Below are 25,868 nucleotides of genomic sequence, written 5' to 3'. Positions count from 1 at the left end.
ATGACAGTCCAGAACGGCAGCGCGCGCCCCACGACCGCTAGCATCCAGGCCTTTACGGACTGGCAGGCGTTGCTCGGCCGTTTCACCCACATTGTCCTCGTCGCCAACAGCGAGGAGGCCAATGTGGACAGGCTGCGGCGCGAACTGCCGCAAACTGCCTTGTTCGTGTTTTTTAACAAGGTCTACAAGATCCTCGATGAGCCGTTCGATCGCCCGTCTCTACTGGTGGCGCGCAGTGGCTCGGTTGGCGCCAACATCGTTTACCGCAAGGAAGTCAAGAACGTGCTTGGCTATTTTCCGGGCGATGCATTTCTGGGCGTGATGAATGTCAGGGCCCATCCTGGCGAATTGTTCAGTGATGCCACAAAATTCGAAGGGGCTCCGGTCGGCCATCTGGATCTCTCCAGCCATTTTTCCAGTTTTTACCCCGACGATCATATTCCGACCAGCGGGTTTGCCCTGGCCTTGTGGCTGAGCGAGCACCTGCCCGAAAAGACCATCCTGTTGGATGGATTTTCAGCTCGGCGCAGTGAGAAATGGAAAGTCTTTCATCTGCATGACTGGACATTCGAACAAGTCGTGCTGCGATTGTTCATCCATTCCGGAAAACTGGTCGCCCCAGGGGCTGCTGAGAAAAATGCTTACGCTGCGCTGCTGCAGCGATTTCCTGATTTGAGCGAGGGGGCGGTGGCGTTGTCTGCCGCCGACGTGCTGGCCAGCCGCCTTGAAGGGTCGAACAAGGAAATCGATAAGCTGATTTCCGTGACCAAGGTCCTGCGCTGGTTCTATCAGCTCTCCAAAAAGCTGAAGCCGAAAACCAGAAAACAGCGATTGAACGCCAAGAAGGCGAACAACTGATCAAAGTCTCGTCATGCTGCAATGCAAAAATGTGATTTGCGGTCGAGAGAGCTGCTCGTTAATATAGCGATATAACTATCTACGCCGTCCCGTTTTGCCTGGGGCCGAGCCCACCCTGAACACATAAAGATGCATCTATGATTCGTCTGATGTGCGCGGTTGCGATTGCGCCTTTCTTGATTCTACCATTTTTCTGGGTTGGTCACGCTGCCGACTTTGGCCGCCCGCTGATCTGGAACGTCTCACGCAACGGCACGAGCGGCGTTGCCATTCAAACCGGCGTTCAGTTGCGCAATGCTTTTGAACCGAAAATAGGTGTCGATACTTCCATCATCGCCACCAAGAGCGGGCAGGTGGATCAATCCACGCTGCCGGTGCGGCTCTGGGGACGGGTGCGGCTGGAAGGCAATGACAAAACGAATGGGCCTGCGACCTATCTCAACACCAGTTTCACACCCGCAACGGGTGCCTCCAGCCTGTCGATGGAGCGTGCGTGGAACTGGACGTTGACGCCTGACTTCACGCTTGGCTCGACGCGCATTATCCAGGTGCGCCGGGTCAGTGGTGATGGCGCGGGGCTGTCGGCAAGCCAGCGGCTGGATTTGTCCATGCCGGATTGGTCGGCGTCGCTCTATAGCGAAGCGGGTATCGATCAACTGGATGCGACGACCACGGGATCTGTCGGTATTGAGAAAAAGGTTTTCGGCGATGTCGGTCTTTCCGCCGCTATGACCAATCTGCTCGATGCGCCTTCGACGACCTTCCGGGCGAGCTATAGCCGTCACTGGTAGGAAAACGGTATTTTGTTTTGAATGTGCAAAAAACCCTCTTGCCAATCGTCACCGACCGTCTTAAACGGAGCGCCAAGCAACGGACGGGATGGCCATCGGCACATCACTCGGACTTGCAGATAGGGGTATAGCTCAGTTGGTAGAGCGGCGGTCTCCAAAACCGCAGGTCGTAAGTTCGAGCCTTACTGCCCCTGCCATTTTTCACACACTGTTGGAATTGATTTTTTCGGCTTGTGGGTTTTGGCGTTGTAGAATTTGTTTAAATGTCGGTTTTGCCCTTGTTAAAGTGAGAATCGGCGTTTATGTAACACTCAAACAGACACGCGGTGCGTGGGGCTGATCTTTTCAGCTTTACGTGCCGTAAATGCGTGGGCATTAGATGGCATCGAAGACTAATCCATTTGCGTTTTTGCAGCAGGTTCGCTCCGAAACGTCCAAAGTCACCTGGCCGTCGCGCCGCGAGACTGTGATCTCGACGCTGATGGTGTTGGCCATGGTGATTTTTGCCTCGCTGTTTTTCTTTGCGGCGGATCAGGTTATTGGCTGGGTTTTGAGCCTTGTCCTGAATCTCGGCAATTAACAGGACGGGAACGAACATGGCTGCACGTTGGTATATCGTCCACGCATATTCTAATTTTGAAAAGAAAGTCGCGGAATCGATTGAAGAGAAGGCTCGCCAAAAGGGTCTTGAGCATCTCTTTGAGAAAATCCTCGTTCCGACTGAAAAAGTCGTCGAGGTTCGTCGCGGCCGCAAGGTGGACAGTGAACGCAAGTTCTTCCCCGGCTATGTGCTGGTGCGGGCGAATTTGACGGATGAGGTGTATCACCTGATCAAGAATACCCCGAAGGTTACGGGCTTCCTTGGTTCCGACAATAAGCCGGTTCCGATTCCTGATTATGAAGCTGATCGTATTCTTGGTCAGGTTCAGGAAGGTGTCGAGCGTCCCAAGTCGTCGCTGTCCTTCGAGATCGGTGAGCAGGTTCGCGTTTCCGATGGTCCTTTTGCATCCTTCAACGGTGTTGTTCAGGATGTCGATGAAGAGCGGTCGCGCCTTAAGGTCGAAGTGTCGATCTTTGGTCGTGCTACACCGGTCGAGCTTGAATACAGTCAGGTCGAAAAGGTCTGATTGCTGCGGGAGGGTAACCTCCCGTTTCGCGTGGGAGTGCGGCGGTCTCTTAAGCCGGACCGTTCATACGCACCACGCAACCGCAGCCGCCGGCATGTCCGGCATGAGTGGGCCGGGCAACCGGTCTGATAGAAAGGCAGAGAGAAATGGCTAAAAAAGTTGCAGGCCAGCTCAAGCTTCAGGTCAAGGCAGGATCGGCTAACCCGTCCCCGCCAATCGGTCCTGCGCTTGGTCAGCGTGGCGTAAATATCATGGAATTCTGCAAGGCGTTTAATGCCGCCACGCAGGAAATGGAAAAGGGCATGCCGATTCCGGTCGTCATCACCTATTACCAGGACAAGTCCTTCACCTTCATCATGAAGCAGCCGCCGGTTACCTACTGGCTGAAGAAGGAAGCGAAGATCCAGTCCGGCTCGAAGACTCCGGGCAAGGGCGCAAAGGTTGGTACCATCACCAAGGCTCAGGTTCGTACGATCGCTGAAGCCAAGATGAAGGATCTGAATGCTGCCGACGTTGACGGCGCTATGGCAATGGTTGAGGGTTCTGCCCGCTCCATGGGCCTGGAAGTGGTAGGTTAATCATGGCAAAGCTTGCAAAGCGTATTCAGAAGATCCGCGAAGGCGTTGATCCTACCAAGCTGGTTGCTCTGTCCGACGCCATTTCGATGGTCAAGGAACGTGCCGTTGCCAAGTTCGATGAAACCATCGAAATCGCCATGAACCTTGGCGTTGACCCACGTCACGCCGATCAGATGGTCCGTGGCGTTGTCAACCTGCCTAACGGGACCGGCCGCGACGTTCGCGTTGCCGTCTTCGCTCGTGGCGCCAAGGCTGATGAAGCCCGTGCAGCTGGCGCAGAAGTCGTTGGCGCTGAAGACCTGGTCGAAATCGTCCAGGGCGGCAAGATCGACTTCGACCGTTGCATCGCAACGCCTGACATGATGCCGCTGGTCGGACGCCTCGGTAAGGTTCTCGGCCCGCGTGGCATGATGCCGAACCCGAAGGTTGGCACTGTGACCATGGACGTCGCAGGCGCTGTCAAGGCATCCAAGGGTGGCGCCGTTGAGTTCCGCGTCGAAAAGGCTGGTATTATCCATGCCGGTATCGGCAAGGCCTCGTTTGAAGCCAAGGCTCTTGAAGAAAACATCAAGGCTTTCGCTGACGCCGTCATCAAGGCAAAGCCAGCTGGCGCCAAGGGTAACTACGTCAAGCGCGTAGCGATCTCCTCGACCATGGGTCCTGGCGTCAAGATCGACCCTTCGTCGGTCACAGCTTAAATTTCTCGGGGCGTTTTGCCCCGTATCCAAGAATTCCCGGTCCTTCGGGACCGGGAATGTCCGGTTTTATCACCGGATTTCCTGTCCGAGATTGTGGGCGGCCTTGCGGCCTTAATATCTGCCTGCATGAGACGGGTAAGACCCGAAATTCTTCACGGACGCCAAGGCGTTACGGAAGTGTCGGTTCGAGCCTTGTGTGCCTTGTGCCTGACGCCTTCGGGTGACAGTGCGGGGGGACAGGATCCTCAAGCGTCGCTTGGGATCTGACGAGTTTAGATCCCTTGAGGCAAAGGCAAACCCGATGGGGCCTGCAGGATTGCGGTCCCGTCTACTGGAGACAGACAGTGGAAAGAGCGGAAAAACGCGAATTCGTCACAGAACTGAACGAAGTCTTCAAGGCTTCTGGTTCGGTTGTTGTGGCCCACTATGCTGGTGTCACGGTTGCGCAGATGAACGACTTCCGTTCAAAAATGCGTGCTGCTGGCGGCACCGTCAAAGTCGCGAAGAACCGTCTGGCCAAGATCGCTCTTCAGGGCACGGAGTCGGAAGGGATGACAGATCTCTTCAAGGGCCAGACGCTGATTGCTTACAGCGTCGACCCGATCACGGCTCCGAAAGTCGTCATGGATTTTGCCAAGACCAACGACAAGCTCGTTGTTCTCGGTGGTTCCATGGGAACAACCACGCTCTCCGTGGATGCAGTCAAGTCGCTTGCGACCCTGCCTTCGCTGGACGAGCTGCGTGCAAAGCTGGTCGGCATGATTCAGACCCCGGCTACTCGCATCGCAGGCGTTGTTCAGGCACCGGCAGCTCAGCTTGCTCGCGTGTTTGCGGCTTATGCCAAGAAGGACGAAGCCGCGTAAGGCGGTTTTTCGCTGTTCATACCCAAAACCAGTTCGTTTCGAACCGAACACTGACAAAGGACTAGTAAAATGGCTGATCTCGCTAAGATCGTAGAAGACCTCTCCTCTTTGACCGTTCTGGAAGCTGCTGAGCTTTCCAAGCTGCTCGAAGAAAAGTGGGGCGTATCTGCAGCTGCTCCTGTGGCTGTTGCTGCTGCTGGTGGCGCTGCTGCTGCAGTTGTTGAAGAAGAAAAGACCGAATTCGACGTTATCCTGACGGATGCCGGCGCAAACAAGATCAACGTCATCAAGGAAGTTCGCGCGATCACAGGCCTCGGCCTGAAGGAAGCCAAGGACCTCGTTGAAGGCGCTCCTAAGGCTGTCAAGGAAGCCGTTTCCAAGGCTGAAGCTGCAGACCTGAAGAAGAAGCTTGAAGACGCTGGCGCCAAGGTTGACGTCAAGTAATTCAAACTTTCGGCTCCGGCGAGGGTGCAAACTCTCTCCGGAGCCGTTCTCCTGACGGAAATTATTACCCAAAAGCCGGTAAAACGGCTTTTGGGTAATGGGTTCTCAAGAGGATGGTTCCGATCAGGCGTTCAAGGCAAACCGGCCTTTCCGTCTGAACTGGAACGAGATTGATAATCCATGATTGACGGAGCCGCCTGGCCAGCGGTGTTCGTCTGTTGCAGGCCCGGGTGCAAACTGACAAGGAGCGACGATGGCTCAGACCCTTTCCTTTAACGGTCGCAGGCGCGTACGCAAGTTTTTCGGAAAAATTCCAGAAGTCGCAGAAATGCCGAACCTCATCGAGGTTCAGAAGGCATCTTACGATCAGTTCCTCATGGTTGACGAGCCTGAAGGCGGTCGTCCCGACGAGGGACTTCAAACCGTTTTCAAGTCCGTCTTCCCGATCACCGATTTTTCCGGTGCCTCGATGCTGGAATTCGTGTCCTACGAATTCGAGCCGCCGAAGTTCGATGTTGATGAATGCCGCCAGCGCGATCTGACCTATGCAGCACCGCTGAAGGTTACGTTGCGCCTGATCGTGTTCGATATTGATGAAGATACGGGCGCCCGCTCGATCAAGGACATCAAGGAACAGTCGGTCTACATGGGCGACATGCCCCTGATGACCAATAACGGCACGTTTATCGTCAACGGCACCGAGCGCGTTATCGTCTCGCAGATGCATCGTTCGCCGGGCGTGTTCTTCGACCACGACAAGGGCAAGAGCCATTCCTCGGGCAAGCTGCTGTTTGCAGCCCGCGTCATTCCTTATCGCGGTTCCTGGCTCGATATCGAATTCGACGCGAAGGACATCGTCCACGCCCGTATCGACCGCCGCCGCAAGATCCCCGTGACCTCGCTGCTGATGGCGCTTGGCATGGACGGCGAAGAGATCCTGTCGACCTTCTATTCGAAGTCCGACTACAAGCGCGATGGCAAGGGCTGGCGCGTGCCGTTCCAGGCGGAAACGCTGAAGGGCTCCAAGACGCTCGTCGACATGGTCGACGCCGATAGCGGCGAAGTCGTTGTCGAAGCCGGCAAGAAGCTCACCCCGCGTCTTCTGCGCCAGTTGCAGGACAAGGGTCTGAAGGCCCTTAAGGCGACCGACGAAGACCTCTACGGTAATTATCTGGCCGAAGACATCGTCAATTTCGCAACCGGCGAGATCTATCTCGAAGCTGGTGACGAAATCGACGAAAAGACCCTGCCGATCATTCTGGACGCAGGCTTCGAAGAAATCCCGGTTCTGGGCATCGACCATATCAATGTCGGCGCCTATATCCGCAACACGCTGGCTGCCGATAAAAACGAAAACCGTCAGGACGCGCTGTTCGATATCTACCGCGTCATGCGTCCGGGTGAACCGCCAACCATGGATTCGGCTGAAGCCATGTTCAACTCGCTGTTCTTCGACAGCGAGCGCTATGATCTGTCGGCCGTTGGCCGCGTCAAGATGAACATGCGCCTCGACCTCGATGTAGCCGACACCGTGCGCGTTCTGCGCAAGGAAGACATCCTGGCCGTGGTCAAGATGCTGGTCGAACTGCGCGACGGCAAGGGCGAAATCGACGACATCGACAACCTCGGCAACCGCCGTGTTCGTTCCGTCGGTGAATTGATGGAGAACCAGTATCGTCTGGGTCTGCTGCGCATGGAGCGCGCCATCAAGGAACGCATGTCGTCGATCGAAATCGACACGGTCATGCCGCAGGATCTGATCAATGCCAAGCCTGCTGCTGCTGCTGTGCGCGAATTCTTCGGTTCGTCCCAGCTCAGCCAGTTCATGGACCAGGTCAATCCGCTGTCGGAAATCACCCACAAGCGCCGTCTTTCGGCTCTTGGACCGGGTGGTCTGACCCGCGAGCGCGCCGGCTTTGAAGTGCGCGACGTGCATCCCACCCATTACGGCCGTATCTGCCCGATTGAGACGCCTGAAGGCCCGAATATCGGTCTGATCAACTCGCTTGCCACCTTCGCACGGGTCAACAAATACGGCTTCATCGAAAGCCCGTATCGTAAGATCATCGACGGTGTTGTGACCAAGGACGTAATCTACCTCTCCGCCATGGAAGAGGCCAAGTATTACGTCGCGCAGGCCAATGCCGAGCTGAACGCGGAAGGCCAATTCGTCGAAGAATTCGTCGTTTGCCGTCACGCTGGGGAAGTGATGCTGTCGCCGCGCGACACCATCAACCTGATGGACGTTTCGCCGAAGCAGCTCGTGTCCGTTGCCGCCGCTCTTATTCCGTTCCTGGAAAACGACGACGCCAACCGCGCGCTGATGGGCTCCAACATGCAGCGTCAGGCTGTTCCGTTGCTGCGAGCCGAAGCTCCGTTCGTTGGGACCGGCATGGAGCCGATCGTGGCGCGTGACTCCGGTGCGGCGATCGGCGCTCGCCGTGGCGGCGTGGTCGACCAGGTGGATGCGACCCGTATCGTTATCCGTGCCACGGAAGATCTCGATGCCGGCAAGTCCGGTGTTGATATCTACCGTCTGCAGAAGTTCCAGCGTTCCAACCAGAACACCTGCGTCAACCAGCGCCCGCTGGTCGCCGTCGGCGATATTCTGAACAAGGGCGATATCATCGCGGACGGTCCGTCGACCGACCTCGGCGACCTGGCGCTTGGCCGCAACGCGCTTGTCGCGTTCATGCCCTGGAACGGCTATAACTATGAGGACTCGATCCTCATGTCGGAGCGTATCGTTTCGGAAGACGTCTTCACCTCGATCCATATCGAGGAATTTGAAGTCATGGCCCGTGACACCAAGCTTGGACCCGAAGAAATCACCCGCGATATTCCGAACGTTTCGGAAGAAGCGCTGCGTAACCTCGATGAAGCCGGTATCGTCTACATCGGTGCGGAAGTGCAGCCGGGCGATATCCTGGTCGGCAAGATCACTCCGAAGGGCGAAAGCCCGATGACGCCGGAAGAAAAGCTTCTGCGCGCCATCTTCGGTGAAAAGGCTTCTGACGTCCGCGATACCTCGATGCGCATGCCTCCGGGCACGTTCGGGACCATTGTCGAAGTTCGTGTTTTCAACCGCCACGGCGTTGAAAAGGACGAGCGCGCCATGGCCATCGAGCGCGAAGAAATCGAACGTCTCGCCAAGGACCGTGACGATGAGCAGGCAATTCTGGACCGCAACGTCTATGGTCGTTTGCTCGACACGCTGCGCGGTCAGGTTTCTATTGCCGGTCCGAAGGGCTTCAAGAAGGGCGTCGAGCTGAACAACGCCGTCATTTCTGAATATCCGCGTTCGCAATGGTGGATGTTTGCCGTCGAAGACGAGAAGGTCCAAAGCGAGCTGGAAGCGCTTCGCGGCCAGTACGACGAATCCAAGTCGCGCCTTGAACAGCGCTTCATGGACAAGGTCGAAAAGGTCCAGCGCGGCGATGAAATGCCTCCGGGCGTCATGAAGATGGTCAAGGTCTTTGTCGCTGTGAAGCGCAAGATCCAGCCAGGCGACAAGATGGCTGGCCGTCACGGTAACAAGGGTGTCGTGTCGCGGATCGTTCCGGTCGAAGACATGCCGTTCCTGGAAGACGGTACGCATGTCGATATCGTTCTGAACCCGCTGGGCGTGCCATCGCGTATGAATGTCGGCCAGATTCTTGAAACCCACCTTGCCTGGGCTTGCGCCGGCATGGGTCGCAAGATCGGGCAGATGCTTGAGGATTACCAGAAGCATCTCGACATTACCGAGCTCAGGACCGAACTGGTCGATCTCTACGCCAGCGAGTCGCATGACGAAGTGGCCAGATTCGATGACGAATCGCTTCTGCGGTTGGCCGATCAGGCAAAGAGCGGACTTTCCATCGCAACGCCGGTTTTCGACGGTGCGCATGAAAGCGACGTTTCGGAAATGTTGACCCGCGCCGGTCTGCACACGTCTGGCCAGTCGGTTCTCTATGACGGACGTACGGGTGAAACCTTCGACCGTAAGGTCACCGTTGGTTACATGTACATGATCAAGCTCAACCACTTGGTTGACGACAAGATCCATGCACGCTCCATCGGCCCTTACTCGCTCGTCACCCAGCAGCCTTTGGGCGGCAAGGCCCAGTTCGGCGGTCAGCGCTTCGGGGAAATGGAAGTCTGGGCTCTGGAAGCTTACGGCGCCGCCTATACCCTGCAGGAAATGCTGACGGTGAAGTCGGACGACGTGGCCGGTCGTACCAAGGTCTACGAGGCGATCGTGCGTGGCGACGATACGTTCGAAGCCGGTATTCCGGAAAGCTTCAACGTTCTCGTCAAGGAAATGCGGTCGCTTGGTCTGTCGGTCGAGCTGGAGAATTCCAAGCTCGAAACGACCGATACCGTCAACCCATTGCCGGACGCTGCGGAATAACAGTGACAGTGGGGCGCGCGCGTTTCGATGCGCGCGCCGTCCTCTGCCAGTTGTAAACTTCAACCGGCGCGGGGACTTTTGCCGCATTCAGCGGTTATTGTCGTTTTAAGGCGCGGTGTGGCTTCCCGGGAAGGGCCACATTCGTCGCCAAGCTGAGGGCCTCAGGCCCCACAAGGAGATAGGCATGAACCAAGAGGTCATGAACCTTTTCAACCCGCAGGTCCCTGCGCAGCATTTCGATTCCATCCGGATTTCGATTGCCTCGCCGGAGAAGATCCTGTCCTGGTCGTATGGCGAAATCAAAAAGCCTGAAACCATCAACTACCGCACTTTCAAGCCGGAGCGCGACGGTCTGTTCTGCGCCCGTATCTTTGGCCCGATCAAAGATTACGAATGCCTGTGCGGCAAGTACAAGCGCATGAAGTACAAGGGCATCATCTGCGAAAAGTGCGGCGTCGAAGTGACGCTGTCGCGTGTTCGCCGTGAGCGCATGGGCCATATCGAGCTGGCCGCTCCCGTTGCCCATATCTGGTTCCTGAAGTCGCTGCCGTCGCGCATTTCTACCCTGCTCGACATGACGTTGAAGGATGTAGAGCGCGTTCTCTACTTCGAAAACTACATTGTCACGGAGCCGGGCCTCACCGCCCTGAAGCAGAACCAGCTTCTGTCCGAAGAAGAATACATGATGGCGGTTGATGAATATGGTGAAGACCAGTTCACCGCCATGATCGGCGCGGAAGCCATCTTTGAAATGCTGGCCTCGATGAATCTCGAGCGCATCGCTGGCGAATTGCGTCAGGATCTTGCCGACACCACGTCGGACCTGAAGCAGAAGAAGCTGATGAAGCGCCTGAAGATCGTTGAGAACTTCATGGAATCCGGCAATCGTCCTGAATGGATGATCATGAAGGTTGTTCCCGTGATCCCGCCGGACCTGCGTCCGCTGGTGCCGCTGGATGGTGGCCGCTTTGCGACCTCCGACCTGAACGATCTGTACCGCCGCGTGATCAACCGTAACAACCGTTTGAAGCGGTTGATCGAGCTGCGCGCGCCGGGCATCATCATCCGTAACGAAAAGCGCATGTTGCAGGAATCTGTCGATGCGCTGTTCGACAACGGTCGCCGTGGCCGCGTCATCACCGGTGCCAACAAGCGTCCGCTGAAGTCGCTGTCCGACATGCTCAAGGGCAAGCAGGGCCGTTTCCGTCAAAACCTGCTCGGCAAGCGCGTCGACTATTCCGGTCGTTCGGTTATCGTGACTGGCCCGGAACTGAAGCTGCACCAGTGCGGTCTGCCGAAGAAGATGGCGCTCGAGCTTTTCAAGCCGTTCATCTATGCCCGTCTCGACGCCAAGGGATATTCCTCGACCGTCAAGCAGGCCAAGAAGCTGGTTGAAAAGGAAAAGCCGGAAGTCTGGGATATCCTGGACGAGGTTATCCGCGAGCATCCGGTTCTTCTGAACCGCGCTCCGACGCTTCACCGCCTTGGCATTCAGGCGTTTGAGCCTATCCTGGTCGAAGGCAAGGCTATCCAGCTGCATCCGCTGGTCTGCACCGCCTTCAACGCCGACTTTGACGGCGACCAGATGGCTGTGCACGTGCCGCTGTCGCTTGAAGCCCAGCTTGAAGCCCGCGTGCTGATGATGTCGACCAACAACATCCTGCATCCGGCAAACGGCGCACCAATCATCGTTCCGTCACAGGACATGGTTCTCGGACTGTACTATCTGTCGATCATGAACCAGAACGAGCCTGGTGAAGGCATGGTGTTCTCGGACATCGGCGAACTGCATCACGCGCTTGAAAACAAGGTCGTGACGCTGCATTCGAAGATCCGTGGCCGGTTCAAGACCGTGGATGCTGAAGGCAAGCCTGTTTCGAAGATTTTCGAAACCACTCCTGGCCGTATGCTGATCGGCGAACTGTTGCCGAAGAATGTCAATGTTCCCTTCGACATCTGCAACCAGGAAATGACCAAGAAGAACATCTCCAAGATGATCGACACGGTCTACCGTCATTGCGGCCAGAAGGACACGGTGATTTTCTGCGACCGGATCATGCAGCTTGGTTTCCGCCATGCATGTAAGGCAGGTATTTCCTTCGGTAAGGATGACATGGTCATTCCGGACTCCAAGGTAAAGATCGTCGGCGACACCGAATCCTTGGTGAAGGAATACGAACAGCAGTATAACGACGGTCTGATCACCCAGGGTGAGAAGTATAACAAGGTCGTTGACGCTTGGGGCAAGGCGACTGACAAGGTTGCGGAAGACATGATGGCCCGTATTAAGGCTGTTGAGTTCGATCCGGAAACTGGCCGTCAAAAGCCGATGAACGCGATTTACATGATGTCTCACTCCGGTGCGCGTGGTTCTCCGAACCAGATGCGTCAGCTGGGTGGTATGCGTGGTCTTATGGCCAAGCCATCGGGCGAAATCATTGAAACGCCGATCATTTCGAACTTTAAGGAAGGTCTGACCGTTAACGAGTACTTCAACTCGACCCACGGTGCCCGTAAGGGTCTGGCAGACACGGCCTTGAAGACCGCGAACTCCGGTTACCTGACCCGTCGTCTGGTTGACGTTGCGCAGGATTGCATCGTCAATCTGGTCGATTGCGGTACCGACAAGGGCCTGACCATGACGGCGATTGTTGACGCCGGTCAGGTTGTGGCTTCGATTGGTGTACGGGTTCTCGGTCGTACGGCTCTCGACGACATCGATCATCCGGTCACGGGTGAGCGCATCGTTGATGCAGGCCGGATGATCCTTGAAGCCGATGTCATCGAAATCGAAAAGGCTGGCATTCAGTCGATCCGGATTCGTTCGGCTCTGACCTGCGAAGTTCAGACCGGTGTCTGCTCGATCTGCTACGGTCGTGACCTTGCCCGGGGTACACCTGTGAACATGGGTGAAGCAGTGGGTGTTATCGCAGCCCAGTCCATCGGTGAGCCTGGTACCCAGCTGACCATGCGTACGTTCCACTTGGGCGGTACGGCCAACGTGGTTGACCAATCGTTCCTGGAAGCATCGTATGAAGGCACGATCCTGATCAAGAACCGCAACATGTTGCGCAACTCGGACGGCATTTATGTCGCCATGGGCCGTAGCATCGCGTTGACGATTTTGGACGAACGCGGTGTCGAGCGCTCCTCGCAACGTGTCGCTTATGGTTCGAAGCTGTTCGTTGACGACGGCGACAAGGTCAAGCGCGGTCAGCGTTTGGCTGAGTGGGACCCATACACACGCCCAATGATGACTGAAGTGGAAGGTATCGTCCATTTCGAGGATCTGGTCGACGGCATCTCTGTTCTGGAAGCCACCGACGAGTCCACCGGTATCACCAAGCGTCAGGTTATCGACTGGCGTTCCACGCCACGTGGTGCCGATCTGAAGCCGGCAATCGTCATCAAGGACACCCAGGGCAATGTGCTCAAGGTTCCGCGTGGTGGTGAAGCCCGGTTCCAGCTGTCGGTCGATGCGATCCTGTCGGTTGAACCCGGCCAGCGCGTCTCCCAGGGTGACGTTCTTGCTCGTTCGCCAATGGAAAGCGCCAAGACCAAGGACATCACCGGTGGTCTGCCGCGTGTTGCCGAATTGTTCGAAGCCCGTCGTCCGAAGGATCACGCCATCATCGCTGAAATCGATGGTACGATCCGGCTGGGCCGCGACTACAAGAACAAGCGTCGCGTTATCATCGAGCCGGCGGAAGACGGTGTCGAGCCTGTCGAATACCTGATCCCGAAGGGCAAGCCCTTCCATCTTCAGGAAGGCGACTATATCGAAAAGGGTGACTATATCCTCGACGGTAATCCGGCTCCGCACGATATTCTGGCGATCAAGGGTGTCGAAGCGCTGGCAAGCTACCTGGTCAACGAAATCCAGGAAGTCTATCGCTTGCAGGGCGTTGTGATCAACGACAAGCACATCGAGGTGATCGTTCGCCAGATGCTGCAGAAGGTTGAGATCACCGACAGCGGCGACAGCCAGTATATCGTTGGCGACAATGTCGACCGTATCGAGCTGGATGAAGCCAACGAACGTCTGGTTGAAGAAGGCAAGAAGCCTGCCTTTGGCGATCCGGTATTGCTCGGTATCACCAAGGCCTCGCTGCAGACGCCGTCCTTCATCTCGGCTGCGTCCTTCCAGGAAACCACCAAGGTTCTCACGGAAGCGGCAATTGCCGGCAAGACCGATACACTGCAAGGCCTGAAGGAAAACGTCATCGTCGGTCGTCTGATCCCGGCCGGTACCGGTGGTACGATGACGCAGATCCGCCGTATCGCCACCTCGCGCGACGACCTCATTCTCGAGGAACGCCGCAAGGGAACCGGTGCGGATCTCGCAACCCCGATGCTGCGCGACATGGCAGGCGAGGGTGCTCCTGCCGCCGAGTAATCGGTGCAGAGCAATCGAAATAAAAAGCCGTCCGGAGCGATCCGGGCGGCTTTTCCGTTTTATGATGTTGCCTGCAGCGCTGTGCGCCATATGCGGCGCACAAAGCTTCGCTACAGCTCTCTATATCTGTTGCATAATTCTTTAAGCTGATTTCGGTTTAAAGAATATGCAACAACGAAGGTCGGAGTTTTTCGAGGTGATCCGTGGAATACGCATTCCGGTGCTTGGCTCAGTAACAACCTGACGGATATCTAAGGGAGGAGGGGCAGGGCGGCGCCATGCTCGTAGCCTAGCCGCTGGCTTGCCTCATCCAGGGTTATCCAGAAGAAGGAAAAACGCACTGGAGCACCTCCGCCGTGGGGTTTTGTTTCGCTGTGAATCCAGCCCTGCGGATAGAGAGTGTGACGTAAAGGTAGGTGGAAGAAGTGACGCCTGTGGTGGATGGAAACTCCATCTCTAACATCTCGATAACAGACACACGTCAGAACGCGGGGAGACGAGGGACAGGCAATGCCCGTCTCCTCTTCAAATTCCCGACAAGCCGCAGCGCCGGGGCTTTCACCGTGCTCAACAGTGCCGCCAGGCACCTGCGGTAGAATGTGCGGAAAATCCGGCTCATCGAAAACCAGGAGCCGGTCGCGGTGCGTAGCATAGACAAGGACCTTTTCAATGACATGTCCTGTCATTCATGGCTCGCTCAGTTGAATCGGATGATCGCCACTTCACCTTCGAGTGCGCCCTGATAAGCTGAGGCATGCGGCTCGTCGGAAGGTGGTTCGGTCACCATGCCGATCTGGTCCAGGTCGGCTTCCAGGAAACCTTCCTCGGCCAGTGCATTCAAAGCCTCGCGCACGGCGGAGTCGTCATCGGGCGCACTCAGCAAAATATGCAGGTCGATCCCTTCTGTACCCGTTTCTTCATAGGCCTTGGCAATGATGATGAAGACCATTGGTCCGTCCGAATTATTGTCATTGTCAGGGGTCGAAATCATCAGTCGGTCCTTATGACGGGTCGCCTTTCTTATAGCTCGAGACAAGCGAGCCGCCAGGTGACCGCGATAGCAACGGTTAGAAAGTCTTGTAGACGGGAATCGCCTCGGCACAATAACCTAATCGATAATTTCATCGTTATAGAGCCATCCGCCGTCGTCAAGCTGAAGGCTGGTTGCAAATTCCAAATCGCTCAGCTTCATGTGCAAAACCCTCCGTTTGGCAGGCATGAAAACGATTCTTCTATCGCAGGCTGAAAATCGGTATGAGCAAGGTCGGAATTGGCCGATGACAATTGCATAATCCATCGAAACCCGTCATAAAGGCAAATAGGCCGGGACCAAAGCGGCCACAGGGCTTTGGAGAGCTATTAATTTTGCGCCATGGCTTGACGGAACGGGGTGAAAACAGTAGTACGCCCCGCATCGGAGCCAATGCACGGTTATGATTTTCAGGACATATTGTTCTGAAGTTTGCCCCAGGCTTAGGATCCAAACGCACTTTGAAGACATGAATGCTGCACGCATGACGCATTCGCATGCGTCCTCTGCTTTTTGTGGTCCATCCGGAAGCCCGGATCGGGCCACATTTCGCGCATGGCGAAAATTGTGCGAGCGCCGCCGGAAACGGCACAAACGGGCCTGAAAAGGCTCAAGTGACAAGAATTATAAGGGATGGTTCTATGCCTACCGTAAATCAGCTGATCCGCAAGCCGCGTCAGGCGCAGGTAAAGCGCAACAAGGTTCCTGCCTTGCAGGAAAATCCACAGAAGCGCGGCGTTTGCACCCGCGTTTATACCACGACCCCGAAGAAGCCGAACTCGGCTCTGCGTAAGGTTGCCAAGATCCGTTTGACCAATGGCTTCGAAGTCATCGGCTACATTCCGGGTGAAGGCCACAACCTGCAGGAACACTCTGTCGTCATGATCCGTGGCGGCCGCGTAAAGGACTTGCCGGGCGTTCGTTACCACATCATCCGTGGTGTTCTCGATACCCAGGGTGTCAAGAACCGTAAGCAGCGCCGTTCCAAGTATGGTGCAAAGCGTCCGAAGTAAGTCGGAAGCCTTCTTTGAAATTCAGCGCTGCGCGAGGTTCTCCGCGTGATAAAGCGTTCTAACCGTTGAGAGACGAAGTAAAATGTCCCGTCGCCATAAAGCCGAAAAGCGTGAGATCAACCCGGACCCAAAGTTCGGCGATCTGGTCGTCACCAAGTTCATGAACGCCATCATGTTGCACGGCAAGAAGTCCGTTGCTGAAAGCATCGTCTACGGTGCCTTCGATGTCGTTGAAGCAAAGTCCAAGGCAGAGCCGATCGCAATCTTCCATCAGGCGCTTGAAAATGTCGCCCCGCATGTTGAAGTTCGTTCGCGCCGCGTTGGTGGTGCAACATACCAGGTTCCCGTCGACGTCCGTCCGGAGCGCCGCCAGGCGCTCGCCATTCGCTGGCTGATCATCGCCGCCCGCAAGCGCAACGAGACCACCATGGTCGATCGCCTGTCCGGCGAATTGCTTGACGCTTCCAACAATCGCGGCAGCGCTGTCAAGAAGCGTGAAGACACGCATAAGATGGCCGACGCCAACCGCGCCTTCTCGCATTACCGCTGGTAATCTTAGACGATCGAATATCGAAAGGCAGTCCACTATGGCTCGCGAATATAAAATCGAAGACTACCGCAATTTCGGGATCATGGCGCATATCGACGCCGGCAAGACCACGACGACTGAGCGGATTCTCTACTACACCGGCAAGTCGCACAAGATCGGCGAAGTTCATGATGGCGCAGCCACGATGGACTGGATGGAGCAGGAGCAGGAGCGTGGTATCACCATCACCTCTGCTGCGACCACGACCTACTGGAAGGGTCGCGATGGCAAGATGCGCCGTTTCAACATCATCGACACCCCCGGCCACGTCGATTTCACGATTGAAGTCGAACGTTCGCTCCGCGTGCTCGACGGTGCTATCGCACTTCTCGATGCCAACGCTGGTGTTGAACCGCAGACCGAAACCGTCTGGCGTCAGGCTGAGAAGTACAACGTTCCGCGGATGATCTTCTGCAACAAGATGGACAAGACCGGTGCTGACTTCTACCGTTCGGTAGAAATGATCAAGACCCGTCTCGGCGCCACCGCTGTTGTCATGCAGCTGCCAATCGGCGCTGAAACAGAGTTCAAGGGCGTTGTTGACCTGATTGAGATGAACGCTCTCGTCTGGCGTGATGAATCGCTGGGTGCTGCCTGGGACGTTGTGGAAATCCCCGACGACCTGAAGGAAAAGGCCGTTGAATATCGCGAAAAGCTGATCGAGACCGTTGTCGAGATCGACGAACAGGCGATGGAAGACTACCTGAACGGCATCATGCCTGATAATGACAAGATTCGCGCTCTCGTTCGTCAGGGCACGATTGAAGTCAAGTTCCATCCGATGTTCTGCGGTACGGCCTTTAAGAACAAGGGCGTTCAGCCTTTGCTCGACGCTGTTTGCGAATATCTGCCTTCGCCGCTCGATATCCCTGCCATCAAGGGTATCGACGTCAAGACCGACGCTGAAATCGAACGTCATCCTGATGATGCAGAGCCTTTGTCGATGCTGGCGTTCAAGATCATGAACGACCCCTTTGTTGGTTCGCTGACATTCTGCCGTATCTATTCTGGCAAGCTCGAAAAGGGCGCGTCGGTCATGAACACGGTGAAGGAAAAGCGCGAACGCGTTGGCCGTATGCTTCAGATGCATTCCAACAGCCGTGAAGACATCGAAGAAGCCTTTGCAGGCGACATCGTTGCTCTGGCTGGCCTGAAGGAAAGCACCACGGGCGATACGCTCTGCGATCCCCTGAACCAGGTTATTCTGGAGCGCATGGAATTCCCCGAGCCGGTCATTCAGATCGCCATTGAGCCGAAGACCAAGGGCGACCAGGAAAAGATGGGCCTTGCGCTCAATCGTCTGGCTGCTGAGGATCCGTCCTTCCGCGTCAAGACCGACCAGGAATCCGGCCAGACGATCATCGCCGGCATGGGTGAACTTCACCTGGACATCATCGTCGACCGTATGCGTCGTGAGTTCAAGGTAGAAGCAACCGTAGGTGCGCCGCAGGTTGCCTATCGCGAAACCATTACGCGTCAGCATGAAGAAGACTACACCCACAAGAAGCAGTCTGGTGGTACGGGTCAGTTCGCCCGCGTCAAGATCATCTTCGAACCCAATCCTGAAGGCGATGACTTCAAGTTTGATTCGAAGATCGTCGGTGGTTCGGTTCCCAAGGAATACATCCCCGGCGTTCAAAAGGGCATCGAAAGCGTTCTGTCTTCTGGTCCGCTGGCTGGCTTCCCGATGCTCGGCGTCAAGGCGACGCTGGTCGACGGTGCATACCACGATGTCGACTCGTCGGTTCTGGCCTTCGAAATCGCCTCGCGTGCCTGCTTCCGTGAAGCAGCCAAGAAGGCTGGCGCTCAGTTGCTCGAGCCGATGATGAAGGTGGAAGTCGTGACGCCGGAAGATTACGTCGGTGACGTGATCGGCGACCTGAACTCCCGCCGTGGTCAGATCCAAGGTCAGGAAAGCCGTGGTATCGCCGTTGTCATCAACGCGCATGTGCCGCTGGCCAACATGTTCAAATATGTCGACAACCTGCGCTCCATGAGCCAGGGTCGCGCTCAGTACTCGATGGTGTTCGATCACTATTCGCCCGTTCCGAGCAATGTCGCTGCCGAAATTCAGGCAAAGTACTCCGGTCAGAAATGATCGGGGTAGTCAGCCGGAACAGATAACAGGAATTTCCCCCTTCATGGGGATGAGATAATGGAGAGCCGAAAATGGCAAAGAGTAAGTTTGAGCGCAACAAGCCGCACGTTAACATCGGCACGATCGGCCACGTTGACCACGGCAAGACATCGCTGACGGCAGCAATCACGAAGTATTTCGGCGAGTTCAAGGCGTATGACCAAATCGACGCCGCTCCGGAAGAAAAGGCACGTGGTATCACCATTTCGACGGCCCACGTTGAATATGAAACACCTGCTCGTCACTACGCTCACGTTGACTGCCCCGGCCACGCCGACTACGTCAAGAACATGATCACCGGTGCAGCGCAGATGGACGGCGCGATCCTGGTTTGCTCGGCTGCCGATGGCCCGATGCCGCAGACCCGCGAGCACATCCTGCTGGCCCGTCAGGTTGGCGTTCCCGCGATCGTCGTGTTCCTGAACAAGGTTGACCAGGTTGACGACGCCGAGCTTCTGGAACTGGTCGAACTGGAAGTGCGCGAACTTCTGTCGTCCTACGACTTCCCGGGCGACGACATTCCGGTTGTCAAGGGTTCGGCTTTGGCCGCTCTTGAAGATTCGGACAAGAAGATCGGCGAAGACGCGATCCGCGAACTGATGGCGGCTGTTGATGCCTACATCCCGACGCCTGAGCGTCCGATCGACCAGCCGTTCCTGATGCCAATCGAAGACGTGTTCTCGATCTCTGGCCGTGGTACGGTTGTGACGGGCCGCGTTGAGCGTGGTATCGTCAAGGTTGGCGAAGAAGTCGAAATCGTCGGCATCCGCGCGACCTCGAAGACGACGGTTACCGGCGTTGAAATGTTCCGCAAGCTGCTCGATCAGGGCCAGGCTGGCGACAACATCGGCGCCTTGGTTCGCGGTGTGAACCGTGACGGCGTTGAGCGTGGTCAGATCCTGTGCAAGCCCGGTTCGGTCAAGCCGCACAAGAAGTTCATGGCAGAAGCCTACATCCTGACGAAGGAAGAAGGCGGTCGTCATACACCGTTCTTCACCAACTACCGTCCGCAGTTCTACTTCCGCACGACGGATGTGACCGGTATTGTTTCTCTGCCTGAAGGCACGGAAATGGTTATGCCTGGTGACAACGTGACGGTTCAGGTTGAACTGATCGTTCCGATCGCGATGGAAGAAAAGCTGCGCTTCGCGATCCGCGAAGGCGGCCGTACCGTCGGCGCCGGCATCGTCGCTTCGATCATCGAATAAGTCGTCTTAATACAGACGAAGAAGCGCGGCATTCAATGCCGCGCTTCTTTATTTCCGGGAATCAGTTGACGAATTGACGGGGACGTTGTATGCCCCCGCCACGAACAAGGAAGAGCGGCGTATCGCTCCTCTTTCCTCTGGCTCTGCTAAGTTTCGCGACCCGGTCTTGGGTTGCACTGGTAGGGTCCCTGATGCAGTAAGGTGACATGGACGTCGAACCGTCCTTGTGATTTTTGACAATACGGGGCCGGCCAGAAATTGGTAATTCACTGTCTTTGCGTGAGCGGAGACGTTTAAGAAAAACGAATAAGGACACGTCGAATGAACGGCCAGAATATCCGTATCCGCCTGAAGGCGTTTGATCACCGGGTTCTCGATGCCTCTACGCGGGAGATCGTTTCTACCGCCAAGCGCACCGGTGCAAGCGTCCGCGGCCCGGTTCCGCTTCCGACCCGTATTGAAAAATTCACCGTCAACCGTTCGCCCCACGTCGACAAGAAGAGCCGCGAACAGTTTGAAATGCGCACGCATAAGCGTCTGCTGGACATTGTTGATCCGACTCCGCAGACCGTCGACGCTTTGATGAAGCTCGACCTGGCTGCCGGCGTAGACGTCGAAATCAAGCTTTAAAAACCAATTCCGGCGAGAGCCGAAATAACAAGGAAGGTACGTGGCAAGACCTGCCAACGACTTCTCGAAACGGGAAACCTGAAAGTCTGGAAGGACTGGAATGGAATCCTTAAACAAAGAGGCGGGCAAGAGCCGTAAGGCGCTTGTTTTACTCTCAAGAGGAATGAACCGATGCGTTCAGGTGTGATTGCACAGAAAGTGGGAATGACCCGGGTCTATAATGACGCCGGCGAGCATGTCCCGGTAACAGTACTACGCTTGGATAACTGCCAGGTCCTGGCTCAGCGGACTGTCGATAAGCACGGCTACACTGCCGTTCAACTCGGCGCCGGTCAGGCCAAGGTCAAGAATACATCCAAGGCAATGCGCGGCAATTTTGCCGCTGCAAACGTCGAGCCGAAGGCCAAGCTCGTCGAATTTCGCGTTTCCGAAGACAACCTCATCGAGATCGGTGCTGAGTTGAAGGCTGGTCACTTTGCTGCTGGCCAGCTGGTTGACGTTACCGGCACCACGATCGGTAAGGGTTTTGCCGGTGCGATGAAGCGCCACAATTTCGGCGGTCTTCGTGCAACCCACGGCGTGTCCGTTTCGCACCGTTCGCATGGCTCGACTGGTTCCAATCAGGATCCGGGCAAGGTCTGGAAGGGCAAGCGTATGGCCGGTCACATGGGTCAGACCCGCGTCACCACCCAGAATCTGGAAGTCGTTTCGACCGATGAAGATCGCGGTCTTATCCTTGTGAAGGGCGCTGTGCCCGGTTCCAAGGGTTCCTGGATCATCGTGCGCGACGCCGTCAAGTCGGCAGCGAAGTAAGGGAGCCAAACCATGGAACTCAACGTCAAGACCCTCGAGGGGAAGGATGCCGGTACGGTTTCCCTGTCCGACGCCATTTTCGGCCTCGAACCCCGTGAAGATATCATTGCGCGCATGGTGCGTTGGCAGCTTGCCAAGAAGCAGCAGGGCACGCACAAGACCAAGACCCGTGCCGAAGTATCGCGCACCGGTGCCAAGATGTACAAGCAGAAGGGTACGGGCCGCGCTCGTCACCATTCTGCTCGCGCTCCGCAGTTCCGCGGCGGCGGCAAGGCCCACGGCCCGGTCGTTCGCAGCCACGAGCATGATCTTCCCAAGAAGGTTCGCGCTCTCGCCCTGCGTCACGCTCTGTCTGCCAAGTTCAAGGCTGATGAACTGATCATCGTCGATCAGCTGGTTGCTGCCGATGCCAAGACCAAGGCCGCCGTTGGCGTGTTCGAGGCTCTCGGGCTGAAGAACGCACTGGTGATTGGCGGCGTCGAACTCGACGTCAATTTCAAGCTCGCTGCCGCGAACATCCCGAATATCGATGTTCTGCCGGTTCAGGGCATCAACGTTTATGACATTCTGCGTCGCGGTAAGCTCGTGCTTTCCAAGGCTGCGGTTGAAGCTCTGGAGGAGCGGTTCAAATGACTGATCTTCGCCACTACGACGTGATCGTATCTCCATCGATCACTGAAAAGTCCACGCTGGTTTCCGATTTTAACCAGGTGGTCTTCAACGTCGCCCGGACTGCTTCCAAGCCTGAAATCAAGGCTGCCGTCGAAGCACTGTTCGGTGTCAAGGTCACAGCTGTGAATACGCTGCTCCGCAAGGGCAAGACTAAGCGTTTCCGCGGCTTCGCCGGTAAGCAGAAGGATGTGAAGAAGGCGATCGTTACGCTCGCCGAGGGTCAGTCCATCGACGTCTCCACCGGTCTCTGAGGAACAGAAAAATGGCATTGAAAAATTTCAATCCGACAACCCCGAGCCAGCGTCAGCTGGTCATCGTTGACCGGTCGGGCCTTTACAAGGGCAAGCCTGTCAAGTCGCTGACCGAGGGTCTGTCTTCGAAGGGCGGTCGCAACAATCTCGGTCGCATCACCGTTCGCTTTCAGGGCGGCGGTCACAAGCGCACCTATCGTCTGGTGGATTTCAAGCGTCGTAAGTTCGACGTAGAAGGCACTGTCGAGCGTCTGGAATACGACCCCAACCGTACGGCGTTCATTGCGCTTATCACCTATGCCGATGGCGAGCAGGCCTATATCCTGGCTCCGCAGCGTTTGGCAGCCGGTGACAAGGTGATCGCATCGGACAAGGCTGTCGACGTAAAGCCCGGCAACGCTATGCCGCTGCAATACGTCCCGGTCGGCTCCATCGTTCACAATGTCGAACTGAAGCCCGGCAAGGGCGGTCAGGTTGCCCGTTCTGCTGGTGCGTACGTTCAGTTGGTTGGCCGCGATGCCGGCATGGCTATCCTGCGCCTCAGCTCTGGCGAACAGCGCCTGGTGCATGGCACTTGCCTTGCAACGGTCGGCGCCGTGTCGAACTCCGACCACGGCAACATCAATGACGGCAAGGCTGGTCGTTCGCGTTGGCGCGGCAAGCGTCCGCACGTTCGCGGCGTCGTCATGAACCCAGTCGACCACCCGCACGGCGGTGGTGAAGGCCGCACCTCCGGTGGCCGTCATCCGGTTTCCCCTTGGGGCAAGCCGACCAAGGGCAAGCGTACGCGGTCGAACAAGTCAACGGACAAGTTCATCATGCGTTCCCGCCACCAGAAGAAGAAGTAAGAGAGGTAGTCAGAGATGGCTCGTTCAGTATGGAAAGGCCCCTTCGTTGACGGCTACCTTCTTAAGAAGGCTGAAAAAGTTCGCGAGAGCGGTCGTAGCGAAGTGATCAAGATGTGGACCCGTCGGTCTACGATCTTGCCCCAGTTTGTCGGTTTGACGTTCGGCGTCTATAACGGCAGCAAGCATATCCCGGTCAGCGTCAACGAAGACATGGTTGGCCATAAATTCGGTGAATTCGCTCCGACCCGGACCTATTACGGTCACGGTGCGGACAAGAAAGCGAAGAGGAAGTAACGATGGGCAAGGCAAAAGCCGAACGCCGGCTGAAGGATAACGAGGCGCAGGCCGTTGCGCGCACGCTCCGCGTAAGCCCTCAGAAGCTCAACCTGGTTGCAGCTTTGATCCGTGGCAAGAAGGTCGACCGCGCTCTGGCCGACCTGACATTCTCGCGCAAGCGCATTGCAGATACAGTGAAGAAGACACTGGAATCGGCCATTGCAAACGCCGAGAACAACCACGACCTCGACGTCGATCAGTTGATCGTCGCCGAAGCCTATGTTGGTAAATCGATCACCATGAAGCGTTTCCACGCTCGTGGCCGTGGCCGCGCATCGCGCATTGAAAAGCCATTCTCGCATCTGACGATTGTCGTGCGCGAAGTCGAAGCCAAAGGGGAGGCCGCATAATGGGTCAGAAAATCAATCCAATCGGTTTCCGCCTGGGCATTAACAGGACCTGGGATAGCCGTTGGTTCGCCGACAACGCCGAATATGGCAAACTTCTTCATGAAGACCTGAAGATCCGCGCCTATTTGATGGATGAGCTGAAGCAGGCCGGTATCGCCAAGGTGGTTATCGAGCGTCCGCACAAGAAGTGCCGCGTTACGATCCACTCGGCTCGTCCGGGTTTGATCATCGGCAAGAAGGGTGCAGACATCGAAAAGCTTCGCAAGAAGCTTTCCGAAATGACCAATTCCGAAACGCACCTCAACATTGTTGAAGTGCGCAAGCCGGAAGTCGATGCAACGCTGGTCGCTCAGTCGATCGCCCAGCAGCTCGAGCGCCGTATCGCGTTCCGTCGTGCCATGAAGCGCGCCGTACAGTCCGCCATGCGTCTGGGTGCCGAAGGCATCAAGATCACTTGCGCTGGCCGTCTCGGTGGTGCCGAAATCGCTCGTACGGAATGGTACCGCGAAGGTCGCGTGCCGCTTCATACGCTGCGTGCCGATATCGATTACGGTGTAGCTGAAGCTACGACCGCTTATGGTATTTGCGGCATCAAGGTCTGGATCTTCAAGGGCGAAATCCTTGAGCACGATCCAATGGCCTCCGAGCGCCGGGCGCTGGAAAGCGACGCCCAAGGCGGCAACAACAACAACCGTCGTCGCGAGAACGCCTGATTAGGCGCGCCCGGAGAAAAGTTCGGAGAATAGATAAATGTTGCAGCCAAAGCGTACCAAGTACCGCAAGCAGTTCAAGGGACGCATCAAGGGCGTTGCCAAGGGCGGTTTCGACCTGGCGTTCGGTGAATTCGGCCTGAAGGCTCTTGAGCCTAACCGCGTCAATGCACGCGAGATCGAAGCGGCTCGCCGCGCGATCACGCGTTACATGAAGCGCGCAGGTCGCGTGTGGATCCGGGTGTTCCCCGATGTGCCAGTCACGGCAAAGCCTACCGAAGTCCGTATGGGTAAGGGTAAGGGCTCTGTCGAATACTGGGCATGCAAGGTCAAGCCCGGCCGTATGATGTTCGAGATCGACGGTGTGTCCGAGGAAATCGCCCGCGAGGCGCTGCGTCTCGGTTCGGCCAAGCTCTCGGTGAAAACGCGCTTCGTACAGCGCATTGCAGAGTAAGGATCAAGCCATGAAAGCCGCAGACGCACGCGCCATGAGCGCTGATCAGTTGAAGGATGAGTTGGGCAACCTGAAGAAGGAGCAGTTCAACCTGCGCTTCCAGAAGGCAACTGGCCAGCTTGAAAAGTCCTCGCGCATCAACGAGGTCCGTAAGGACATCGCCCGCGTGAAAACCATTGCCCGCCAGAAGGCGGCAGAAGCCAAGGCCTAAAGGACCAGAAGAACAATGCCGAAACGCATTCTGCAGGGCGTCGTGGTCAGCGACAAGAACGAGAAGACCGTTGTAGTCCGGGTTGAGCGTCGATTCGCTCACCCACTGCTTCAGAAAACCGTTCGTCGCTCGAAGAAATACAAGGCTCACGACGAGAGCAATCAGTATAAGATTGGTGACGTGGTTTCCATCGAGGAATGCGCACCGATTTCCAAGGACAAGTGCTGGACGGTCGTTTCCGCCCAGGCTTAATTTGCAGAGAAATGGGGGAGGCCACTTGCGCCTTTCCCAAAAATCTGTAGAAGCACCGCAACGGCGCAAGAACGCTCCATCGAGAGCGTTCTTTTGCTTTGAGCGCAGGGAAGGTCCTTTTTAAGGAAACCACCTTGGCAAGATCCTCCTCCGCTCGAAAAGACATAAAGATCCATAAGCCGGAATAGGGGGCATCGCCCAACCGTTCCGGTATAA

The 25,868-nt window shown here is 56.4% G+C and carries 27 protein-coding genes and 1 tRNA gene; 26 read left to right on the top strand and 2 right to left on the bottom strand.

The window, feature by feature from the left end:
* From V6582_RS03185 to rpoC, 11 genes are all read left to right on the top strand, one after another.
* Positions 1 to 858: a 3-deoxy-manno-octulosonate cytidylyltransferase gene (locus tag V6582_RS03185; RefSeq protein ID WP_234889884.1), complete on the top strand. Its 858-nt coding sequence runs from the start codon at positions 1 to 3 to the stop codon at positions 856 to 858.
* Between the two features lie 137 nt (positions 859 to 995).
* The gene (locus V6582_RS03180; RefSeq protein ID WP_156634715.1) at positions 996 to 1,649 is read left to right on the top strand and encodes a hypothetical protein; all 654 of its coding nucleotides are present in this window, start codon (positions 996 to 998) and stop codon (positions 1,647 to 1,649) included.
* A gap of 121 nt (positions 1,650 to 1,770) precedes the next feature.
* Positions 1,771 to 1,846 (top strand) — tRNA-Trp (locus V6582_RS03175).
* Positions 1,847 to 2,028: 182 nt separating this feature from the next.
* Positions 2,029 to 2,229 (top strand): preprotein translocase subunit SecE, encoded by a 201-nt coding sequence (secE, locus tag V6582_RS03170; RefSeq protein WP_015915725.1) that lies wholly within the window; start codon positions 2,029 to 2,031, stop codon positions 2,227 to 2,229.
* A gap of 16 nt (positions 2,230 to 2,245) precedes the next feature.
* Positions 2,246 to 2,776, top strand: coding sequence for a transcription termination/antitermination protein NusG (nusG, locus tag V6582_RS03165; protein ID WP_060715712.1), 531 nt, complete (start codon positions 2,246 to 2,248; stop codon positions 2,774 to 2,776).
* A 146-nt stretch (positions 2,777 to 2,922) separates the two neighbouring features.
* Complete coding sequence (gene rplK, locus V6582_RS03160; RefSeq protein ID WP_070167176.1) at positions 2,923 to 3,354, top strand: 50S ribosomal protein L11; 432 nt, start codon at positions 2,923 to 2,925, stop codon at positions 3,352 to 3,354.
* A gap of 2 nt (positions 3,355 to 3,356) precedes the next feature.
* A complete protein-coding gene (rplA, locus tag V6582_RS03155) occupies positions 3,357 to 4,052 on the top strand; it encodes a 50S ribosomal protein L1 (RefSeq protein WP_015915728.1) in 696 nt (231 codons plus the stop codon).
* 344 nt (positions 4,053 to 4,396) lie between these two features.
* Positions 4,397 to 4,915, top strand: coding sequence for a 50S ribosomal protein L10 (gene rplJ, locus V6582_RS03150; RefSeq protein ID WP_015915729.1), 519 nt, complete (start codon positions 4,397 to 4,399; stop codon positions 4,913 to 4,915).
* Between the two features lie 69 nt (positions 4,916 to 4,984).
* Positions 4,985 to 5,359, top strand: a complete 375-nt coding sequence (gene rplL, locus V6582_RS03145) for a 50S ribosomal protein L7/L12 (protein WP_070150352.1) — start codon at positions 4,985 to 4,987, stop codon at positions 5,357 to 5,359.
* Positions 5,360 to 5,612: 253 nt separating this feature from the next.
* Positions 5,613 to 9,752 carry a DNA-directed RNA polymerase subunit beta gene (rpoB, locus tag V6582_RS03140; RefSeq protein WP_156634714.1) on the top strand — a complete coding sequence of 1,380 codons (4,140 nt, stop codon included), beginning with the start codon at positions 5,613 to 5,615 and terminating at the stop codon, positions 9,750 to 9,752.
* A gap of 184 nt (positions 9,753 to 9,936) precedes the next feature.
* Positions 9,937 to 14,148, top strand: a complete 4,212-nt coding sequence (rpoC, locus tag V6582_RS03135; protein ID WP_156634713.1) for a DNA-directed RNA polymerase subunit beta' — start codon at positions 9,937 to 9,939, stop codon at positions 14,146 to 14,148.
* Between the two features lie 251 nt (positions 14,149 to 14,399).
* Here the strand turns inward: rpoC and V6582_RS03130 are convergent, their stop codons facing one another.
* Both V6582_RS03130 and V6582_RS03125 read right to left on the bottom strand, forming a co-directional pair.
* Positions 14,400 to 14,834 (bottom strand): NUDIX hydrolase, encoded by a 435-nt coding sequence (locus tag V6582_RS03130; protein ID WP_156634712.1) that lies wholly within the window; start codon positions 14,832 to 14,834, stop codon positions 14,400 to 14,402.
* Positions 14,835 to 14,845: 11 nt separating this feature from the next.
* Positions 14,846 to 15,139 carry a hypothetical protein gene (locus V6582_RS03125; protein ID WP_015915734.1) on the bottom strand — a complete coding sequence of 98 codons (294 nt, stop codon included), beginning with the start codon at positions 15,137 to 15,139 and terminating at the stop codon, positions 14,846 to 14,848.
* Positions 15,140 to 15,819: 680 nt separating this feature from the next.
* Here V6582_RS03125 and rpsL point away from each other — a divergent pair.
* The 15 genes from rpsL (at position 15,820) to rpsQ (ending at position 25,652) form a co-directional block, all read left to right on the top strand.
* A complete protein-coding gene (gene rpsL, locus V6582_RS03120) occupies positions 15,820 to 16,191 on the top strand; it encodes a 30S ribosomal protein S12 (RefSeq protein WP_003507760.1) in 372 nt (123 codons plus the stop codon).
* Positions 16,192 to 16,273: 82 nt separating this feature from the next.
* Entirely contained in the window at positions 16,274 to 16,744 is a 471-nt protein-coding gene (gene rpsG / locus V6582_RS03115) for a 30S ribosomal protein S7 (protein ID WP_015915736.1), read from the top strand.
* Positions 16,745 to 16,778: 34 nt separating this feature from the next.
* Positions 16,779 to 18,878, top strand: coding sequence for an elongation factor G (fusA, locus tag V6582_RS03110; protein WP_156634711.1), 2,100 nt, complete (start codon positions 16,779 to 16,781; stop codon positions 18,876 to 18,878).
* A 71-nt stretch (positions 18,879 to 18,949) separates the two neighbouring features.
* Complete coding sequence (gene tuf / locus V6582_RS03105; RefSeq protein ID WP_060715705.1) at positions 18,950 to 20,125, top strand: elongation factor Tu; 1,176 nt, start codon at positions 18,950 to 18,952, stop codon at positions 20,123 to 20,125.
* Between the two features lie 321 nt (positions 20,126 to 20,446).
* Complete coding sequence (rpsJ, locus tag V6582_RS03100; protein ID WP_006728688.1) at positions 20,447 to 20,755, top strand: 30S ribosomal protein S10; 309 nt, start codon at positions 20,447 to 20,449, stop codon at positions 20,753 to 20,755.
* Positions 20,756 to 20,926: 171 nt separating this feature from the next.
* A complete protein-coding gene (rplC, locus tag V6582_RS03095) occupies positions 20,927 to 21,568 on the top strand; it encodes a 50S ribosomal protein L3 (RefSeq protein ID WP_070167171.1) in 642 nt (213 codons plus the stop codon).
* Positions 21,569 to 21,580: 12 nt separating this feature from the next.
* Positions 21,581 to 22,201, top strand: coding sequence for a 50S ribosomal protein L4 (gene rplD, locus V6582_RS03090; RefSeq protein WP_060715703.1), 621 nt, complete (start codon positions 21,581 to 21,583; stop codon positions 22,199 to 22,201).
* On the top strand, positions 22,198 to 22,491 hold the full coding sequence (locus tag V6582_RS03085; protein ID WP_015915740.1) for a 50S ribosomal protein L23: 294 nt from the start codon (positions 22,198 to 22,200) through the stop codon (positions 22,489 to 22,491). Before rplD ends, V6582_RS03085 begins: the two co-directional genes overlap by 4 nt.
* An 11-nt stretch (positions 22,492 to 22,502) precedes the next feature.
* Entirely contained in the window at positions 22,503 to 23,339 is an 837-nt protein-coding gene (gene rplB / locus V6582_RS03080; protein WP_015915741.1) for a 50S ribosomal protein L2, read from the top strand.
* A gap of 15 nt (positions 23,340 to 23,354) precedes the next feature.
* Positions 23,355 to 23,633, top strand: coding sequence for a 30S ribosomal protein S19 (gene rpsS, locus V6582_RS03075; protein ID WP_015915742.1), 279 nt, complete (start codon positions 23,355 to 23,357; stop codon positions 23,631 to 23,633).
* A gap of 2 nt (positions 23,634 to 23,635) precedes the next feature.
* Positions 23,636 to 24,025 (top strand): 50S ribosomal protein L22, encoded by a 390-nt coding sequence (gene rplV / locus V6582_RS03070; protein WP_015915743.1) that lies wholly within the window; start codon positions 23,636 to 23,638, stop codon positions 24,023 to 24,025.
* Positions 24,025 to 24,738, top strand: a complete 714-nt coding sequence (gene rpsC, locus V6582_RS03065) for a 30S ribosomal protein S3 (RefSeq protein WP_041696471.1) — start codon at positions 24,025 to 24,027, stop codon at positions 24,736 to 24,738. Before rplV ends, rpsC begins: the two co-directional genes overlap by 1 nt.
* Before the next feature lie 37 nt (positions 24,739 to 24,775).
* Positions 24,776 to 25,189 carry a 50S ribosomal protein L16 gene (gene rplP / locus V6582_RS03060; RefSeq protein ID WP_015915745.1) on the top strand — a complete coding sequence of 138 codons (414 nt, stop codon included), beginning with the start codon at positions 24,776 to 24,778 and terminating at the stop codon, positions 25,187 to 25,189.
* A 10-nt stretch (positions 25,190 to 25,199) separates the two neighbouring features.
* Positions 25,200 to 25,400, top strand: coding sequence for a 50S ribosomal protein L29 (gene rpmC, locus V6582_RS03055; protein ID WP_015915746.1), 201 nt, complete (start codon positions 25,200 to 25,202; stop codon positions 25,398 to 25,400).
* Positions 25,401 to 25,415: 15 nt separating this feature from the next.
* Positions 25,416 to 25,652, top strand: coding sequence for a 30S ribosomal protein S17 (gene rpsQ, locus V6582_RS03050; protein WP_015915747.1), 237 nt, complete (start codon positions 25,416 to 25,418; stop codon positions 25,650 to 25,652).
* Positions 25,653 to 25,868: the final 216 nt, after the last annotated feature.

It is taken from the genome of Agrobacterium vitis, from assembly GCF_037039395.1.
Taxonomy (GTDB): Bacteria; Pseudomonadota; Alphaproteobacteria; order Rhizobiales; family Rhizobiaceae; genus Allorhizobium; species Allorhizobium vitis_E.
This window is presented reverse-complemented; position numbering and strand designations above follow the sequence as displayed.